The following is an 18,032-nucleotide window of genomic DNA, read 5'->3' as shown; positions in this document are numbered from 1 at the left end:
CGGGCCGTGGCCGTCGAAGCGCCCGCGCCGGTGCGGGAGCCCTCCGGGGAGGTTAGCATTGTCGGAAGCGCTTCGGCCAAGAGCATCTTCCCAGGACACCGTACCCGTTTGCCGTGCCCGAGCGCTCCCGTGCCCGGCGCGATCAGGCCGTCCGCGGTGGGGCACGCTCCGGCAGTGCGGACCGGATCTCGGCGCCCGATCCGTCGAGCGGCGGCGGCATCCGCCGCACCGGCAGGCGCTGTCCGTCGAGCCGGTAGGGCGGGGCCAGCACGTGCGCCGCTTCCTCCGCCTCCGCGCCCTGCGGCAGGACGAGGCCGGCGGAGCGGGCGCGCTCCGAGGTCAGGGCCTCGTGCAGGCCCAGCACCTCGCCGCAGGGAATACCGGCAGCCTGGAGACGGACGAGCAGGTCCGCGCGCTTCCACTTGGCGAGTTCAGCCTCCAGCACCGGCACGAAGGCGGCGCGGTTCCGCGAGCGGTCGAGGTTGCTGGCGAAGCGCGGGTCGGTGCAGAGGTCGGGCCGTTCCAGCACCTGCTCGCAGAAGCGCCGGTACTGGGCGTTGTTGCCCACCGTCAGCACGATCGGCCCGTCGCCCGCCTCGAACACGCCGTAGGGCACGATCGAGGGGTGGGCGTTGCCGTAGCGGGGCGGATCGCTCGCCTGCACCATGGCCTCCAGGCCGTAATAGGAGGTCAGCGCCACGCCGCAATCGAACAGGGCGAGTTCCACGAGCCGCCCGCGACCGGTGCGCTCGCGCTGGTAGAGGGCGGCGAGCACGGCTTGGGCGGCGAACTGGCCGGTGAAGAGATCGACCGCCGCGAGCCCGAACTTGAGGGGCGGGCGCCCGGCCTCGCCGTTCAGCGCCATCAGCCCGGCCTCGCCCTGGATCACGAGGTCGTAGCCCGGCCGCGTCGCCTCCGCGCCGTCCGAACTGTACCCCGAGACCGAGCAGTAGATCAGCCGCGGGTTCTCGGCTGAGAGCGCCGCGTAGCCGAGGCCGAGCCGGTCGGCGCCGCCGGTCTTGAAGTTCTGCACCACCACGTCGCTCTGCCGGGCGATGTCGCGCACCAGTGCCAGCCCCTCGGGGTCGGCGAGATCGACGCCGATCGAGCGCTTGTTGCGGTTCACGCTGTCGAAATACGAGGTGTTGCTCGGGCCGGTCCGCAGGCCCCAGTCGCGGGTGTCGTCGCCGCGCTCGGGATGCTCGACCTTGATCACGTCGGCGCCGAGATCGCCCAGCACCTGCGCGCACCAGGGCCCGGCGAGCACGCGGGAGAGATCCAGCACACGGATGCCGGCGAGCGGCAGGTCGTCGGGATCGAACAGCATCGGGTCACTCCTCAATCAGGCCTCGCCGCGTCCTCGCGGCGAGGCCTGCCCGCGCGACGGCGCGGCTGCGGTCGTCCGCCGGACCTCATCGATGCCGGCCATGGGCCGGGATCGATGAGACCAGCAATCAAGCGCCCATGACACCTTCGAGGCCGCGCACGGCCTCGATCAGCTTCGGGCGGGCGACGTCCATCAGGAAGCGGCCGTCGGTGATGATGGTCGGCGCGCCGCAATTGACCGACATCGGCGGCAGTCCGCCGCCGGGGCGGAAGCCCACCGCGATGGCCGAGACCGTGTCCTGCCACTCGCCGAAGGAGGTGCAGCAACCGATCTCGCGGTGCTCCTGCACCGCGTGGTCGAGGCCGGCCCGCAGCGCCGGCCAGGCCAGCGGGTCGTAGGCCTGCAACTCCTCGTAGAGCGCCGCGCGCTCCCGGTCCGAGCAGACCGCGATATAGGCCCGGCCCATCGCCGAGCGGGCGAGCGAGATGCGCGAGCCCGTGTCGAGGTTGAGCGAGATCGCGGCGGGACCGCGCTGGCAGTCGATGTAGCGCATGCTCAGCCGGTCGCGCACGCCGAGACCCACGGAGGCGTTGGCCGCCTGCGCCACGGCCCGCAGCGCCGGCCGGGCGATCTGGCGCACGTCGAGGCCGCCCAGCGCCATCGAGCCCAGCGCAATCGTCTGGGTGCCGAGGCGGTATTTCCCCGATTCCTCGACGAGGTGCAGGTAGCCGAGCTTGGTCAGCGTGTAGGTCAGCCGCGACACGGTGGAGCGCGGCAGGCCGCAGGCCTCGGCGATGTCGTGGTTGGCGAGCATTCGCCGGTCGCGTCCGAAGCAGGCGAGCACCGCGAGGCCGCGGGCGAGCGCCGTGACGAAGTGCCGGTCCTCCTTCGGGCCGGCTCCTTCCTCGGTCTCGGGATCGGCGAGGGGATCGAGGGCGGTCTCGCTCATGATCGCGCTCATCGTGCGAAGAAGGCCGCGAAGGCGGCCTGGGCGGCGGGGCCGCGCCGCAGCGCGTGGAAGGTCTCGGCCTCAGCAGCCAGCGTGCGCGCCACGATCTCGGCGTGGCCCGCCCGCAGCGCCCGCTTGGTGGCGGCGACCGAGACCGGGGGGAGCGCGGCCAGCGCCCGGGCTCGCTCCAGCGCCGCGTTGAGGGCCTCGCCCGCCGGCACCACGGCGTTGACGAGGCCGGCCGCCTCGGCCGTCTCGGGCCCGAAGGGCTCGCCCAGCATCAGCAGCTCGGCGGCGCGCTTCGTGCCGGCGACGAGGGGCAGCAGGTAGCTCGACGCACCCTCGGGGCTGAGGCCGAGGCTGGTGAAGGGCAGCCGGAAGCGGGCGCCCGCCCCCGCATAGGCGAGGTCGCAGTGCAGGAGCAGCGTCGTGCCGATGCCGACCGCGTGACCCTCCACCGCCGCCAGGACGGGCTTCGGGCAGGCGGCGAGCACCTTGAGGAGTGCGAGGCCGGGGCTGTCCTCAAGGGTTTCGGCGGTGTCGCGAAAATCCGCGAGGTCGTTGCCGGCGGTGAAGCAGCCGCCCGCGCCCGTGAGCACCACGGCGCGCACGGCCTCGTCCGTGCCGGCCCGCGCGATCGCCTCCCGGATGGCCCCGTAGGTCGCCCGGTCGAGGGCGTTGCGCCGAGACGTCCGGTCGATGGTGAGGAGGCGCACACCCGCGGCCGGCTCGGAGGTCCGCAGGGTCTCGGTCGAGGCGGTCTCGGTCATGGCTCGGATCCTCCTCAGGCCGCGAGGCCGGCGCGGGCCGCGCGGTACTCCCGTGCCAGCCCCGCCACGATCTCGGCGACCGGCCGCACATCGGGGATCGTGCCGACCCCCTGGCCCGCGCCCCAGACGTCGCGCCAGGGCTTCGCCCGGTCGCTGGCGAAGCTCATCGCGGTCTTGTCGGCGGTCGGCAGGGCGTCCGGATCCAGGCCTGCGGCGCGGATGCTGGGCGCCAGGTAGTTGCCGGGCACGCCGGTGAAGAAGGGCGTGTACAGGATGTCCGCAGCGCTCGCGCCCGCGATCATGTCCTTGTAGGCGGGGGCCGCGTTCGCCTCCGCGGAGGCGATGAAGCGGGTGCCCATATAGGCGAGGTCGGCACCCATCGCCTGCGCGGCCAGGATCGCGGATCCGGTGGTGATTGCCCCCGAGAGGATCAGCGGCCCGTCGTAGAAGCGGCGCACCTCGCCCACCAGCGCGAAGGGCGAGAGCGTGCCCGCGTGTCCGCCCGCCCCGGCGCAGACCAGGATCAGCCCGTCGACGCCCGCCTCGAGCGCCTTCTCGGCGTGGCGCACCGTGGTGACGTCGTGGAAGACGAGGCCGCCGTAGCCGTGCACCGGCCGCACCACGGCGTCGGGCGCGCGCAAGCTGGTGATGACGATCGGCACGCGGTGGCGCGCGCAGGTCTCGACATCCTCCGCCAGCCGGTCGTTCGAGGCGTGGACGATCTGGTTGACCGCGAAGGGCGCGATCCGGGCCGCGGGGTCGGCCGCCCGCGCGGCAGCGAGCTCCTCCGTGATGCGGGTGAGCCAGGTGTCGAGCATCGCGGCGGGCCGCGCGTTCAGCGCCGGGAAGGACCCGACGATGCCGGCGCGGCACTGGGCGATCACCAGGTCCGGCCCCGAGACGATGAACATCGGCGAGGCGATGACCGGCAGGGCGAGGTTGTCGCGCAGGATCGGGGGCAGACGGTTCACGCGCTCTGCGCCTCCCGCGCGAAGTAGAGGTCGTGCAGCCGGTCGAGGTCGACCTGCGCCGCCGGCTCGCTGAGCCGCACCTGCCCGCCGCGCAGGAGGTGCACGTCGTCGGCCACCGAGAGGGCGACGCGGGTGTTCTGCTCGACGAGCAGGATCGTGGTCCCAGCCTCCTTCAGGCGCGCGATGATGTCGAACACCTCGTTGACGATCACCGGCGCGAGGCCGAGGCTCGGCTCGTCGATCAGCAGGATCTTCGGCTGCGACATCAGCCCCCGTCCCATGGCGAGCATCTGCGCCTCGCCGCCGGAGAGCGAGCCCGCCGCCTGGCCGCGCCGCTCGCGCAGGCGCGGGAACAGGCCGTAGACCCGGTCGAGGCCGGAGGAGAGGTCGCCGCGGCAGCGCTTCGGGTAGGCGCCGAGGCAGAGATTCTCCTCCACGCTCATGTCGCGGAAGACGAGGCGGCCTTCCGGCACCATCACGATGCCCTGGCCGGCCAGATCCCAGGTCTTGCCCGCCAGACGCTTCCCGCCGAGGCGGATCTCGCCGCCGTGCGGGATCAGGCCGGTGAGCGCGCGCAGCAGCGTGGTCTTGCCGGCCCCGTTCGGGCCGACGATGGCGGTCAGCGCGCCCTCGCGGAAGGAGAGCGAGAGGTCCCACAGCACCGTGATGTGGCCGTAGCCGGCCCGGAGGTTCTGGGTCTCAAGCATGGGCCGTCCCGGTGTAGCTCTCGATCACGCGCGGATCGCGGAAGACCTGGGCCGGGGTGCCGTCGGCGATGATCTCGCCGAAGTTCAGCACCACGGCGCGCGAGCAGAGGCCCGAGATCGTCTCGATGTCGTGCTCGACGATGACGATGGTCAGGTCGAAGCGGCGGTGCAGCTCCTTGAGCTTGGCCGCGAACTGGCGCTTGGCCTGGCTCTCCAGTCCCGCCAGCACCTCGTCGAGGAGGAGGAGCTTCGGCTCGGTGGCGAGCGCCTTGGCGATCTCCAGCCGCTTCAGCTCCTGCAGCGCCAGCGCGCTCTCGGCCGGGCGGTCGCCCTGGGCCTGGAGCTCCATGACGGAGAGGATCTCCTCGATCCGCGCGGGGTCGTGGCGGCCGGCGCCGAAGACCTGGGCGACCGCGAGGTTCTCGCGCACGGTCAGGTGCTTCATCGGCTGCGGGATCTGGAAGGTGCGGCCGATCCCGAGGCGGGCGCGGCGGTGCAGCGGCAGCCGCGTGACGTCGCGGCCCCCGAACAGGATCTTCCCGCGCACCCGGGTCAGCCCCGAAATGCCGTTGAAGAGCGTGGTCTTGCCGGCCCCGTTCGGGCCGACGAGGCCCAGGATCTCGCCCGGCTGCACCGTGAAGGTGACGTCGCGCAGGGCGACCAACCCGCCGAAGCGGACCGTGACGGCGTCGAGCTCAAGCATCGCGGGTCCCCTTTCGGACGAGGCCGAGCAGCCCGTTCGGCGCGGCCAGCACCATCACGACGAGGACGAAGCCCAGAATGATCTGGTGGCCGACCGCGATCAGGCTTTTGGCCACCACTTGGTCGAACAGGTAGATGATCACCGCGCCGCCGATCGGGCCGACGATCGTGCGGTAGCCGCCGAAGATCGCCGCGATGATCGGCATCAGGCTCCAGACGCCCGAGAAGGCGTAGTCGGGCTCAAGGAAGCCGATGATGTGGGCGTTGAGCGCGCCGAACACGCCGGTGATGAAGGCCGAGAGCAGCAGCATCAGGGACTTCAGGAACGTGCTGTTGACGCCGACCACCCGGGTCGCGTCCTCGCTCTCGGCGATGGCCCGCAGGGCAAGGCCGACGTGGCTGCGCCGCACCGCGAGGTAGGCCAGCGCGCAGAGGGTGACCACCGCGACGAGGAGCAGGTAGCTGCCGGTGCGGCTCGCCAGATCCAGCCCGAACACGGTCGGCAGGCCGGGGTAGCGCTGGAAGCCCGCGCCGCCGCCGGTGAGCCAGGAGGCTTCCGTCGCCAGGATGCGGAAGATCTGCGCGTAGGCGAGGATGGCGAGCGCGAAGTAGGGGCCCGACAGCCGGAGCGCGGGCAGCATCGCGAGCGAGGCCACCACGGCGACGAAACCGCCCAGCGGCACGGTGAGCAGCACCGGCAGGCCGAGCTTGGCCGAGAGCAGCGCCGAGGCGTAGGCCCCGACCCCGAAAAAGGCGGCGTGGCCGAACGAGACCATCCCGCCGAGATTGCCGAGCAGCGCCCAGGCGAGCGCGACGCCCGAGAGGATGAGCGCCGAGATCAGCAGGCCCAGCATGTAGTTGCTGGCGCCCATGAGCACCGGCAGCAGGGCCAGGACGAGGAGGCCGAGGCCGAGGGCCGCGCCGCCCGGCACCCGCGAGCGGGCAGGGGCGGCCTTGAGCGCGACGGCGGGGGCGGAATCGAGGGAAGCCATGCGGGTCACCTCAGCCGCGGCGGGCGCGCGCGCCGAACAGGCCGTTCGGCAGCAGGAAGAGGACGAGGAGGAACAGCACCATGCCGGCGAGTTCCTGCAGGGCGGAACTGGCGAGCGTGACGGTGAGCGCCTCGGTGACGCCGAGCAGGATCGCCGCCAGGAACACCCCGGGGATCGAGCCGACGCCGGCCAGCACCGTGACGATGAAGGCCTTGACGGTGAGCGCGTGGCCGAGCGCCGGCTGCACCACGCTCATCGTGTAGAGCGCCACCCCCGCGAAGCTCGCGAGCGCGCCCGCGACGAGGAAGGAGACGAGTTCCGTCCGCACCGGGCTGATGCCCATGAGGGTCGCGGCCGCCCGGTTCGACGAGACGGCGCGCACCGCCCGCCCGTACCAGCTCTTCTTCAGCCACCACCACAGGGCGACCATCAGCGCGAGGCTGACCCCGAAGGCGACGATCTCGCCGTTCATGGCGTAGACGGGACCGATCGACGTCGCGTCCTGGAGCCGTGGCGAGGCGGTGGTGCGCACGTCGCTGGCGAAGACCAGCAGGATCGCGTTCGTCAGGACGATGCCGATCCCGAAGGTGAGGATCAGCGAGTTCAGCTCCCGGTGCTCGCGGATGCGGTCGATCATCAGGAAGAGCGCGGCGCAGACCACCGACACCACGACGAGCGCGAGCGGGATCGCGAGGTAGGGGTCGAGGCCGGCGCGGGCCTCGACCACGTAGGCGCAGTAGGCGGCGAGCAGCACCAGCTCGCCGTGCGCGAGGTTGATGATCCGCATCGCCCCGAAGGAGAGGGCGAGGCCGAGCGCCACGAGGGCGTAGACGCTGCCGACGAGGAGCCCGGAGAACAGGGCCTGGAGGATCAGATCGGTCACGCCGGCCTCACCAGGGCAGGGCCGGGAAGGCGATCTCGCCCGTCGCCGCACTGGCCGGCGAGACCAGCACGATCTTGCCCGCCCGGTGCTGGCCCATCGCCACGGTGAAGCGCGGGTTGTCGCCGGTGGCGTCGAACTGGACGGGGCCGAGCAGGGTCTCGCGCTCGGTCCGGCGCATGGCGTCGGGCAGGCCGCCGGTCTTGAGCGTGCCGGCATCCGCCGCGCGCGCGATGGCCTCGGCCAGGATCGTCGTCTCGACGAAGCTCAGGGTCGAGAGGTACTCGACCTCCTTGTTGTAGGTCTTCTTGTAGGTCTCGGCGAAGCGCTTGCCCTCCTCGTCCTTCATCTCGACCGGGAAGGGCAGGAAGGAGGTCCCGACGACGTTGTTCATCAGGTCGGGGAACTCGGCGTGCATCTTCGGGGTGGCGAGCGACCACGCGCCGACGATGAGCTTGACCGGAGGCTTCAGCACCTTGGCGGCCCGGATGATGCCGACATAGTCGTTCTCGTAGGCCGACATCACCAGGATGTCTGACTTATCCTGCAGCTTCACCTTGTTGATGACCGGCTTGAAGTCGGTGATCGCCGGGTCGAACTCGTGCACCGTGACCTTCACGCCCTTGGCGGCGAGGTCCTTCTGCAGGCCCTTGGCGAGCAGCGCCGGCGCCTCCTTGGTCGAGGCCAGGATCGAGACGGAGGTCGGCTTCAGGCTCTCCAGCAGGGTGCCCATGCCGCGCTGGTAGCCGGCGTTGTTGTTGATGCGGAAGAAGGTCTTGAGACCGCGCGCCGTCAGCTCGTCGCTCACCGCGCCGGCCGTGATGTAGGTGGTCTTCAGCCGGTTCGAGGCATCCGAGGCCGGTCCGATGATGTTCGAGCCGTAGCCGCCGATCACCGCGACCGCGCCGTCCGAGACGAGCTTCTCCACCGCCGACACCGCCTTGGCGGGCGTGCTCTCGTCGTCGATCACCTGGAGGCGGATCTTGTGCTTCTGGGGGCCGGCGTTGAACATCTGGATCGCCACCCGCATGCCCTCGTCGAAGGCCTGACCCGAGCGGGCGAGCGAGCCGGTCAGCGGCATGTGGGCGCCGACCAGGATCTCGTCGGCGCGGGCGGGTCCTCCGGACAATGTGGCGAGGGCGATCGACGCGGCCGCGACGGCTCTGCGAAGCATGCGGGTTCCTCCTTGGGCGCGGGCCGGAGGGCGGCGCGCTTCGTGTTTCGTCCCATGCGCGGAGTCTGCTGCTCCGCGTGGCCCGGCGATCCGCAGGGCGGTCCGAGGCGGCGCCTGGATGGCATACGGTTTCCGGATCTGTCAATTTTTTGCAGATCGATCGTCTGCATGACGGATCGGATCTGTCATTTTGATGCCGGTCTGCACGATCCTGCCTTGACATGCATCCGCCCAAAGCGCGACATCCGCGTGAATTTGCAGATTTTCATTCTGCATTGCAGAACAATAGGAGGAAGCGAGCGTGGTCCGCCAGGAACTTCGCGACGCCGTCGCCGTGCTCACGCTGTCGAACCCGCCGGTGAACGCGCTGGGATACGACCTGCGCGCCGCCCTGGACGCTGCGCTGGCGCGAGCGCTCGCCGACGAAGCGGTGCGGGCGGTCGTGCTCGCGGCCGAGGGCAAGGTCTTCGTCGGCGGCGCCGACATCTCGGAATTCGGCACGCCGCCGCGCCCGCCGCTGCTGCCGGATCTGATCGAGCACCTCGACGGGGCGGGAAAGCCGGTGGTCGCGGCGATCCACGGGGCGGCGCTCGGCGGAGGGCTCGAACTCGCGATGGCCTGCCACGCCCGGGTGGTGGGTCCGGCGGCCAAGCTCGGCCTGCCGGAGGTGAAGCTCGGCCTGATCCCGGGCGCGGGCGGCACCCAGCGCCTGCCGCGCCTGATCGGGGCGGAGGCCGCTTTCGGGATGATGCTCGGCGGCGAGCCGGTCGATGCGGAGCGGGCGGTCCGGCAGGGCCTCGCCGAGGCGCTGGAGCCGGGCGATCTCGTCGCGGCGGCCCGCGCGCTCGCCCTGCGGCTCGCCGCGGAGGGGCGTCCGCCCCGGGCCCGGGACCGCGCCGAGCGCATGGACGAGGCGGCGCGCGAGGCCTTCGAGGCGCGCGCGGCCGAGGCCCTCAAGAAGGCGCCGGGCCAGCCGAACGTGGCGGCCCTGGTCGATGCCGTGCGGGCCGGGTTCGAGCAGCCCTTCGACGAGGCCGTGAAGACCGAGCGCGCCCGCTTCCTCGCCCTGGTGGACGATCCGCGCTCGAAGGCGCTGCGCTACGCCTTCTTCGCCGAGCGCGAGACCGCGCGGGTGCCGGGCCTCTCCAAGGACACGCCGCGCCGGGACATCGCCTCCGCGGCGGTGATCGGCGCCGGCACGATGGGCGGCGGCATCGCGCTCTGCTTCGCCAACGCGGGCATTCCCGTCACGGTGATCGAGACCGAACAGGACGCCCTCGACCGCGGCTTGGCGCGGATGCGCGCCACCTACGCCTCGTCGGTCAAGCGCGGCTCGCTCAGCGAGGCGGCGATGGCCGAGCGGCTCGCCCGCATCACCGGCGCGGTCGGGCTGGAGAGCGCTGCGCAGGCCGACATCGTGGTCGAGGCGGCCTTCGAGGAGATGGGCGTCAAGGAGGAGATCTTCTCCGCGCTTTCCCGGATCGCCAAGCCCGGCGCGATCCTTGCCACCAACACCTCCTATCTCGACGTGAACCGGATCGCCGCGGCCACCGACCGGCCCGCCGACGTGCTCGGCCTGCACTTCTTCAGCCCCGCCAACGTGATGCGCCTCGTCGAGGTGGTGCGGGCGGAGCGCACGGCGCCCGACGCACTTGCCACCGCCAACGACCTCACGCGGCGGCTGGCCAAGCTGCCGGTGACGGTCGGCGTCTGCTTCGGCTTCGTCGGCAACCGCATGCTGGCCCGCCGCTCGGCGGCAGGCGAGCGCCTGCTGCTCGCGGGCGCACTGCCGCACCAGATCGACGCCGCGGTCACCGATTTCGGTTTCCGCATGGGGCCCTTCGCGATGGCGGACCTCGCCGGCCTCGACATCGGCTGGCGCACCCGCAAGGCCACCGGCGGCAAGGCCCCGATCGCCGACGCGCTCTGCGAGCAGGGCCGCCTCGGCCAGAAGACGGGACGCGGCTTCTACCTCTACCCGGAGGGCGCCCGGACGGGTTCGCGCGATCCCGAGGTCGAGGCCCTGATCGCCGCCGAGTCCGAGCGCCGGGGCATCGCGCGGCGGGATTTCACGCCCGAGGAGATCGTCGTCCGGCTGATGCTGCCGATGGTCAACGAGGGCGCCCGCATCCTGGAGGAGGGTGTCGCGGCCCGCCCCGGCGACATCGATACGATCTGGCTCAACGGCTACAACTGGCCGGCCTGGCGCGGTGGCCCGATGCACTGGGCGGACGGGCTCGGGCTGGCCAAGGTCGCGGCCGATCTGGAACGCTTCGCCGAGGAATCCGGGGACGAGACCCTGCGCCCCGCGCCGCTGGTGGCCCGCCTCGCCGAGACGGGCAGGGGGTTCTCAGCCTGGGACGCCCCGTGAGCGCCGCGCCCTTCCTTCCCCAAAGCGGGGGAGATTGCCTGCATCAACCCGTAGAGAGCATCCGATGACCGACGCCGTGATCGTCGCCACCGCCCGCACGCCCATCGGCCGGGCGCATCGCGGGGCGCTGAACCTGACCAACGGGGCGGATCTCGCCGCCCACGCCATCCGTCACGCGCTCGACCGCGCCGGCGTCGAGCCGGAGGCCGTCGAGGAGGTCGTGATGGGCTGCGGCTACCCGGAGGCCGCCACCGGCGGCAACGTCGCCCGCCACGCGAGCCTGGTCGCCGGCATCCCCGTGCAGTCGGCCGGTGCCACGGTCTCACGCTTCTGCGCCTCGGGCCTGCAGGCGATCGCGGACGCGGCCAAGCGCGTCCGCCTCGACGGCGTGCCGGTCGCGGTCGCGGGCGGCGTCGAGTCGATCAGCCTCGTCCAGCCGCAGGTGCGGCGCGAGCTCACCCGCAACGCCTGGCTCGAGCAGCACCTGCCCGAGATCTACATGCCGATGATCGAGACCGCCGACATCGTGGCGGAGCGCTATCGTATCTCCCGCGAGGCGCAGGACGCGTTCGCCTTGCTGAGCCAGCAGCGCACGGCCGCGGCACAGGCGGCCGGCCTGTTCGATGCCGAGATCGTGCCGATCACCGCGACCATGGCGGTGACCGACAAGGCGACCGGCGAGACCCGCAACGTCGAGACCCGGCTCGCGAAGGACGAGGGCAACCGGCCCGACACCACGCTGGAGGGCCTCGCCAAGCTGAAGCCCGTGCGCGGCGAGGGCGCCTTCATCACCGCGGGCAACGCGAGCCAGCTCTCGGACGGCGCCTCGGCCTCGGTGCTGATGTCGGCCGAGGAGGCGGCGCGGCGCGGCCTGAAGCCGCTCGGGATCGTGCGCGGCTTCGCGGCCGCCGGCTGCGGGCCGGAGGAGATGGGCATCGGCCCGGTCTTCGCGGTGCCGCGGCTCTTGGAGCGCAACGGGCTGACCGTGGACGATATCGGCCTGTGGGAGCTGAACGAGGCCTTCGCCTCGCAGTCGATCTACTGCCGCGACCGGCTCGGGCTCGACCCGGAGAAGGTCAACGTCAACGGCGGCGCGATCAGCGTCGGACACCCGTTCGGCATGTCGGGCGCCCGCCTCGTCGGCCACGCCCTGCTGGAGGGGCGCCGCCGCGGGGTGCGCTACGCCGTCGTCACCATGTGCGTGGCCGGCGGCCAGGGCTGCGCGGGCCTCTTCGAGATCGAGCGGGAGTAAGAGCCATGGACCTGCGCTTCACCCCCGAGGAGAGTGCCTTCCGCCAGGAGGTGCGCGCCTTCTTCCGCAGCGAGATCCCGGAGGAGATCCGCCGCAAGGTCTCGGAGGGCCGCTCGCTCGCCCGCGAGGACTACGTCACCTCCCAGCGCATCCTGAACGCCCGGGGCTGGGCGGTGCCGCACTGGCCGAAGGAATGGGGCGGCCAGGACTGGGATCCGATCCGGCGCTACATCTTCATGGAGGAGCTGATGCAGGCGGCGGTGCCGCTGCCGCTGCAGTTCAACTGCTTCATGGTAGGGCCCGTGATCGCGGCCTTCGGCAACGATGAGCAGAAGAAGCGCTTCCTGCCGCGCATCGCCAATCTCGACGACTGGTGGTGCCAGGGCTTCTCCGAGCCCGGCGCCGGCTCGGACCTCGCCTCGCTCAAGACCCGCGCCGTGCGGGACGGCGACCACTACATCGTCGACGGCCAGAAGACCTGGACCACGCTCGGCCAGTACGCCGACTGGATCTTCTGCCTCGTGCGCACCGATCCGTCCGCGAAGAAGCAGGCCGGCATCTCCTTCCTGCTCATCGACATGAAGAGCCCCGGCATCGCGGTGCGCCCGATCATCACGATCGACGGCCGCCACGAGGTCAACGAGGTTTTTTTCGACTCTGTACGGGTGCCTGCTGAAAACCTCGTTGGGGAAGAAAATAAGGGCTGGGACTACGCCAAGTTCCTGCTCGCCAACGAGCGCACCGGCATCGCCCGCATCGGGCTGACCAAGGAGCGCGTCGCCCGGGTCAAACGGCTCGCGCGCGAGACCCCGGCGGGCGCCGGCACGATGTGGGACGACGCCGATTTCCGGGCGCGCATCGCTACCATCGAGATCGAGCTGAAGGCGCTGGAGATCACCCAGATGCGGGTGGTGGCGGCGCAGTCGCGGCGCGACGCCTCGAAGCCGGACCCCGCCTCCTCGATCCTCAAGATCAAGGGCTCGGAGCTGCAGCAGGCGGCGACGGAGCTTCTGGTGGAGCTCGCCGGCCCCCTGAGCCTGCCGGCCCCGGTGGCGAACGACGTCGACGCCCTCGGCTGGGAGGCGTTCGCGGCACCCACCTACCTCAACACCCGCAAGGTCTCGATCTACGGCGGCTCGAACGAGATCCAGCGCAACGTGATCGCCAAAGCGATCTTGGGTCTCTGAGACGATCCTGGGGCTCGGAAGGATTTTTTGGCGATGGATTTCGATCTCACCGACGAGCAGAGCCTGCTGAAGGACTCGGTGACCCGCTGGGCCGCCGACCGCTACGGCAGCCTCGAGCAGGTCGAGGCCGCGCGCCGCCGGCCGCTCGGCTTCGACGAGGCGGCCTGGGCGCAGCTCGCCGAGCTGGGGCTGCTGGGGCTGCCCTTCGCGGAGGAGGATGGCGGCTTCGGCGGCGGCCCGGTCGAGACCCTGATCGCCGTCGAGGCGCTCGGCCGGCACCTCGCGCCCGAGCCCTATCTGGCGAGCGTGGTGCTCGGCGGCGGCGCCCTGCGTCTCGCCGGCAGCGCCGCGCAGCGGGAGGCCCTGATCCCCGGCCTCGCCGAGGGCAGCCACCGCCTCGCTCTGGCGCACGGCGAGCGGCAGGCCCGCTACGACCGCGCCGATGTGGCGACGACGGCCCGACGCGAGGGCGGCGGCTACCGGCTCGACGGCGCCAAATGCGTGGTGCTGAACGCCGACGCGGCCCGGACCCTGGTGGTCAGCGCGCGCACGGCCGGCGGCCGGCGCGACGCGGACGGGATCAGCCTGTTCCTCGTGCCCGCCGACGCGCCGGGCCTCGCCCTCAAGCCCTACCCGACGCAGGACGGCGGCCGTGCCGCGGATCTCGTGCTGGAGGGCGTCGCCGTCCCGGCCGACGCGCTCCTCGGCGAGGCCGATGCGGGGCTGCCGGTGATCGAGCGGGTGCTCGACGAGGGGATCGCGGCTCTGAGCGCCGAGGCGGTCGGCGTGATGGAGGCGCTGCACGCGCTCACCGTCGACTACCTCAAGACCCGCAAGCAGTTCGGCACCGCGATCGGCGGCTTCCAGGCGCTCCAGCACCGGGCCGTCGACATGTTCGTGGCCCTGGAGCAGGCCCGCTCCATGGCCCTCTACGCCACCATGATGGCGGCCTCGGAGGACGCCGCCGAGCGCGGCCCCGCCGTCTCGGCCGCGAAGGTGCAGGTCAACCGCTCGGCCCGCTTCGTCGGGCAGGAGGCGGTGCAACTCCACGGCGGCATCGGCATGACGCTCGAATATCTCGGCGCCCACCTGTTCCGGCGCCTCACCGCGATCGAGTACCTGTTCGGCGACACGCCCCACCACCTGCGCCGCGTCAGCGACGCGGGCGGCCTGCTCGGCGCCGCCTGAGACGAAGAATCGGAGGACACGCCCATGAACGCCCCGACCCGTCCGCCCGGCTCCGCCGCCCCCGAGGCCAAGCCCTCGGCGTCCTTCGTCTGGGACGACCCCTTCCTGCTCGACGACCAGCTCACCGAGGACGAGCGCGCCATCCGTGACGTGGCCCAGTCCTTCGCGGAGGAGCGGCTGCGGCCCGGCATCGTGGAAGCCTATGCCGAGGAGAAGACCGACCCGGACCTGTTCCGGCAGATGGGCGAACTCGGGCTCCTCGGCGTGACCCTCCCGGAGGAGTACGGCTGCGCAGGCGCCTCTTACGTCGCCTACGGGCTCGTGGCGCGCGCCGTCGAGGCGGTCGATTCGGGCTACCGCTCGATGATGAGCGTGCAATCCTCGCTCGTCATGTACCCGATCCACGCCTACGGCACCGAGGAGCAACGCCGGAAGTTCCTGCCGAAGCTCGCGAGCGGCGAGTGGATCGGCTGTTTCGGCCTGACCGAGCCGGATGCCGGCTCGGATCCCGCCGGCATGAAGACCCGGGCCGAGAAGATCGAGGGCGGCTACCGGATCTCGGGCGCCAAGATGTGGATCTCGAACGCCCCCTTCGCCGACGTCTTCGTGGTCTGGGCGAAGTCCGACGCGCATGAGGGCGCGATCCGCGGCTTCGTGCTGGAGAAGGGCATGAAGGGCCTCTCCGCCCCGGCGCTCAAGGGCAAGCTCTCGCTTCGCGCCTCGCTCACCGGCGAGATCGTGATGGAGGGTGTCGAGGTCGGCGAGGACGCGCTGCTGCCCAACGTCTCCGGGCTGAAAGGTCCGTTCGGCTGCCTCAACCGGGCGCGCTACGGCATCTCCTGGGGCGCGATGGGCGCGGCCGAGGATTGCTGGCGCCGGGCGCGCGACTACACGCTGGAGCGCAAGCAGTTCGGCCGCCCGCTCGCCCAGACCCAGCTCGTCCAGAAGAAGCTCGCCGACATGCAGACCGAGATCGCGCTCGGGCTCCAGGCGTCCTTGCGGGTCGGCCGCCTGATGGATGCGGGCCGGATGGCGCCCGAGATGATCAGCCTGATCAAGCGCAACAATTGCGGCAAGGCGCTCGACATCGCCCGGGTCGCCCGCGACATGCACGGCGGCAACGGCATCATGGGCGAGTACCACGTGATGCGCCACGCCCAGAACCTCGAGACGGTCAACACCTACGAGGGCACGCACGACGTGCACGCGCTGATCCTCGGACGCGCCCAGACGGGGCTCCAGGCGTTCTTCTGAGCGCCCGGAGCAGCGCTGTCACCGCGGCGCCAGGAAGCCGATCGGCTGGCGCTGCGGGCCCTCCTGCTTGAGGGTGCGCAGCATCTCCTCGTAGTCCCGCTCCATCTCGACCGTCACCGAGGGCCGGGTCTCGCGGGCGGCCTGCTCGAAATGGGCGCGGCCGACCGTCGCCGCCTCCAGGGATTCCCGCAGCGCCAGGAGGCCGGCGCGGCGGGTGAGGTCCTCGAGATCCGCGCCGGTGAAGCGGGCGGTGCGCTCGGCGATCAGGTCGAGATCGACGTCCTCGCCGAGCGGCATGTTCCGGGTGTGGATCGCCAGGATCCGGCGGCGCCCAGCCGCGTCCGGCACCGGCACGTAGACGAGCTCATCGAAGCGCCCGGGGCGCAGCAGGGCCGGGTCGAGCAGGTTCGGCCGGTTGGTCGCCGCCATCACCACGACGCCCTGCAATTCCTCCAGCCCGTCCATCTCGGCCAGGATCGTGTTGACCACGCGCTCGGTCACGGCGGGCTCGCCGAGGCCGCCGCCGCGGGCAGGGGCGAGGCTGTCGATCTCGTCGATGAAGATCACGGTGGGCGCGACTTGGCGCGCCCGCTGGAACAGGCGCGAGACCTGCTGCTCGGACTCGCCGTACCATTTGGACAGAAGGTCGGAGGATTTCGTCGCCACGAAGTTCGCCTCCGCCTCCCGCGCCACCGCCTTGGCGAGCAGCGTCTTGCCGGTGCCGGGCGGCCCGAAGAGCAGGAAGCCCTTGGCCGGCCGGATGCCGATGCGCCGGAAGGCCTGCGGCGAGCGCAGGGGCAGCTCGACGCCCTCGCGCAGGCGCATCTGCGCCTCGGCCAAGCCGCCCACGTCGTCCCAGGTCACGTCCGGCACCTGGATCATGATCTCGCGCAGCGCCGAGGGCTGGATGCGCTTCAGCGCCGACAGGAAGTCGTCGCGCCGGACGCTCAACTCCTCCAGAACCTCGGCCGGGATGCCCTCGCGCAGGTTCACCTCCGGCAGGATGCGGCGCACCGCATCCATCGCGGCCTCGCGCACCAGCGCGCCGAGATCGGCGCCGACGAAGCCGTAGGTGGTGCGCGCGACCGCGTCGAGATCGACGTCCTCGGCGAGCGGCATGCCGCGGGTGTGGATGCCCAGGATCTCGCGCCGCCCCGGTTGGTCGGGCACGCCGATGATGATCTCGCGGTCGAAGCGGCCGGGTCGGCGCAGGGCCTCGTCGATCGCGTCGCGCCGGTTGGTGGCGCCGATCACCACGATGTTCTGGCGCGGCTCCAGCCCATCCATCAGCGTGAGGAGCTGGGCCACGATCCGGCGCTCGACCTCGCCGGTGACCTGCTCGCGCTTCGGGGCGATCGAGTCGATCTCGTCGATGAAGATGATCGAGGGCGCGTTCTGGGCAGCCTCCTGGAAGACCTCGCGCAGGCGCTGCTCGGACTCGCCGTAGCGGCTGCCCATGATCTCGGGGCCGGCGATGTGGAAGAAGCGCGCCTCGGTCTCGTTGGCCACCGCGCGGGCGAGTCGCGTCTTGCCGGTGCCCGGCGGGCCGTGCAGCAGCACGCCCTTCGGCGGGTCGATGCCCAGCCGCTGGAACAGCTCGGGATAGCGCAGCGGCAGCTCGACCATCTCGCGGATCTGGTCGACCGTGTCGCCGAGCCCGCCGATATCGTCGTAGGTGACGTCGGCACGCCGCCCGTCCTTCGGCTCCTCGAAGAGCGGGCGCAGCTCGATCTCGGTGCCCTCGGCCACGTAGACGATGCCGCGCGGCTGCGTCGAGACCACGACGAGGCGGATCTCCTGCAGCCCGTAGGTCGGGCCCTCGAGGTAGGGGCGCAGCTCCGGCGGGATGCGCGGATCGGGCGCCGCGCGCGACTGCGTCGAGGTCGAGATCACGTCGCCCGCCACCAGCGGCCGGCGGAACAGGGTGCGCCGCAGCGCCTCGCCCGAGCCCTGGAGCCGGACGTTCTTCTGGGCCGGCGCCACCACCACGCGTCCGGCCGGCCGGATCTCGGGCGCGGCGCGGATCTCCACATGGTCGCCGCTCGCCGCGCCGGCATTGACGCGCTGGAGGCCGTCGAGGCGGACGAGGTTCAGCCCCTCGTCCTCCTCGTAGGGGCCGACCGCGATCGCCGCGGTGTGGCGCTTGCCGACGATCTCGACGACGTCGCCCTCCCGTAGGCCGAGCTGCGCCAGGGCCGCGTGGCCGAGCCGGGCGATGCCGCGCCCCGCATCCTGCGGGCGCGCGTTGGCGACCTGCAGCCGGAGGGTCTGCGCCTCGGTCTCGGCCATCATGCCTCCCGTCGGTCCT

General features: G+C 71.8%; 15 protein-coding genes. 5 read left to right on the top strand and 10 right to left on the bottom strand.

Annotated elements, in window-relative coordinates; translation table 11 throughout:
- Positions 1-142: 142 nt before the first annotated feature.
- From DK427_RS02380 to DK427_RS02340, 9 genes are all read right to left on the bottom strand, one after another.
- Complete coding sequence (locus DK427_RS02380; RefSeq protein ID WP_109949861.1) at positions 143-1,327, bottom strand: CaiB/BaiF CoA transferase family protein; 1,185 nt, start codon at positions 1,325-1,327, stop codon at positions 143-145.
- A 127-nt stretch (positions 1,328-1,454) separates the two neighbouring features.
- A complete protein-coding gene (locus DK427_RS02375; RefSeq protein ID WP_245930767.1) occupies positions 1,455-2,276 on the bottom strand; it encodes an IclR family transcriptional regulator in 822 nt (273 codons plus the stop codon).
- 8 nt (positions 2,277-2,284) lie between these two features.
- Entirely contained in the window at positions 2,285-3,046 is a 762-nt protein-coding gene (locus DK427_RS02370; protein ID WP_109949859.1) for an enoyl-CoA hydratase-related protein, read from the bottom strand.
- A 14-nt stretch (positions 3,047-3,060) separates the two neighbouring features.
- Positions 3,061-4,017 (bottom strand): NAD(P)H-dependent flavin oxidoreductase, encoded by a 957-nt coding sequence (locus DK427_RS02365; RefSeq protein ID WP_109949858.1) that lies wholly within the window; start codon positions 4,015-4,017, stop codon positions 3,061-3,063.
- Positions 4,014-4,724 carry an ABC transporter ATP-binding protein gene (locus DK427_RS02360; RefSeq protein WP_109949857.1) on the bottom strand — a complete coding sequence of 237 codons (711 nt, stop codon included), beginning with the start codon at positions 4,722-4,724 and terminating at the stop codon, positions 4,014-4,016. Before DK427_RS02360 ends, DK427_RS02365 begins: the two co-directional genes overlap by 4 nt.
- On the bottom strand, positions 4,717-5,427 hold the full coding sequence (locus tag DK427_RS02355) for an ABC transporter ATP-binding protein (protein ID WP_109949856.1): 711 nt from the start codon (positions 5,425-5,427) through the stop codon (positions 4,717-4,719). The genes DK427_RS02360 and DK427_RS02355 overlap by 8 nt, the downstream gene beginning before the upstream one ends.
- Positions 5,420-6,418 (bottom strand): branched-chain amino acid ABC transporter permease, encoded by a 999-nt coding sequence (locus DK427_RS02350; RefSeq protein ID WP_109949855.1) that lies wholly within the window; start codon positions 6,416-6,418, stop codon positions 5,420-5,422. Before DK427_RS02350 ends, DK427_RS02355 begins: the two co-directional genes overlap by 8 nt.
- A 10-nt stretch (positions 6,419-6,428) precedes the next feature.
- Positions 6,429-7,301 carry a branched-chain amino acid ABC transporter permease gene (locus DK427_RS02345; RefSeq protein WP_109949854.1) on the bottom strand — a complete coding sequence of 291 codons (873 nt, stop codon included), beginning with the start codon at positions 7,299-7,301 and terminating at the stop codon, positions 6,429-6,431.
- Between the two features lie 7 nt (positions 7,302-7,308).
- Entirely contained in the window at positions 7,309-8,472 is a 1,164-nt protein-coding gene (locus tag DK427_RS02340) for an ABC transporter substrate-binding protein (RefSeq protein WP_109949853.1), read from the bottom strand.
- A 301-nt stretch (positions 8,473-8,773) separates the two neighbouring features.
- On the opposite strand from DK427_RS02340, the gene DK427_RS02335 reads away from it, so the two are divergent.
- The 5 genes from DK427_RS02335 to DK427_RS02315 all read left to right on the top strand — a co-directional run bounded on the left by DK427_RS02335 (position 8,774) and on the right by DK427_RS02315 (position 15,724).
- Complete coding sequence (locus DK427_RS02335; protein ID WP_109949852.1) at positions 8,774-10,843, top strand: 3-hydroxyacyl-CoA dehydrogenase NAD-binding domain-containing protein; 2,070 nt, start codon at positions 8,774-8,776, stop codon at positions 10,841-10,843.
- 64 nt (positions 10,844-10,907) lie between these two features.
- Positions 10,908-12,095 (top strand): acetyl-CoA C-acyltransferase, encoded by a 1,188-nt coding sequence (locus DK427_RS02330; protein ID WP_109949851.1) that lies wholly within the window; start codon positions 10,908-10,910, stop codon positions 12,093-12,095.
- A gap of 5 nt (positions 12,096-12,100) precedes the next feature.
- Positions 12,101-13,282 carry an acyl-CoA dehydrogenase family protein gene (locus tag DK427_RS02325; RefSeq protein ID WP_109949850.1) on the top strand — a complete coding sequence of 394 codons (1,182 nt, stop codon included), beginning with the start codon at positions 12,101-12,103 and terminating at the stop codon, positions 13,280-13,282.
- A 33-nt stretch (positions 13,283-13,315) separates the two neighbouring features.
- The gene (locus tag DK427_RS02320; protein ID WP_109949849.1) at positions 13,316-14,470 is read left to right on the top strand and encodes an acyl-CoA dehydrogenase family protein; all 1,155 of its coding nucleotides are present in this window, start codon (positions 13,316-13,318) and stop codon (positions 14,468-14,470) included.
- A gap of 24 nt (positions 14,471-14,494) precedes the next feature.
- Entirely contained in the window at positions 14,495-15,724 is a 1,230-nt protein-coding gene (locus DK427_RS02315; protein WP_109949848.1) for an acyl-CoA dehydrogenase, read from the top strand.
- Between the two features lie 18 nt (positions 15,725-15,742).
- On the opposite strand, the gene DK427_RS02310 is transcribed toward DK427_RS02315, so the two are convergent.
- Positions 15,743-18,013: a CDC48 family AAA ATPase gene (locus DK427_RS02310; RefSeq protein WP_109953949.1), complete on the bottom strand. Its 2,271-nt coding sequence runs from the start codon at positions 18,011-18,013 to the stop codon at positions 15,743-15,745.
- Positions 18,014-18,032: the final 19 nt, after the last annotated feature.

It is taken from the genome of Methylobacterium radiodurans (assembly GCF_003173735.1).
Taxonomy (GTDB): Bacteria; Pseudomonadota; Alphaproteobacteria; order Rhizobiales; family Beijerinckiaceae; genus Methylobacterium; species Methylobacterium radiodurans.
Note: the sequence above shows the minus strand (reverse complement) of the source record. Positions and strands in the feature narration are given on the sequence as shown.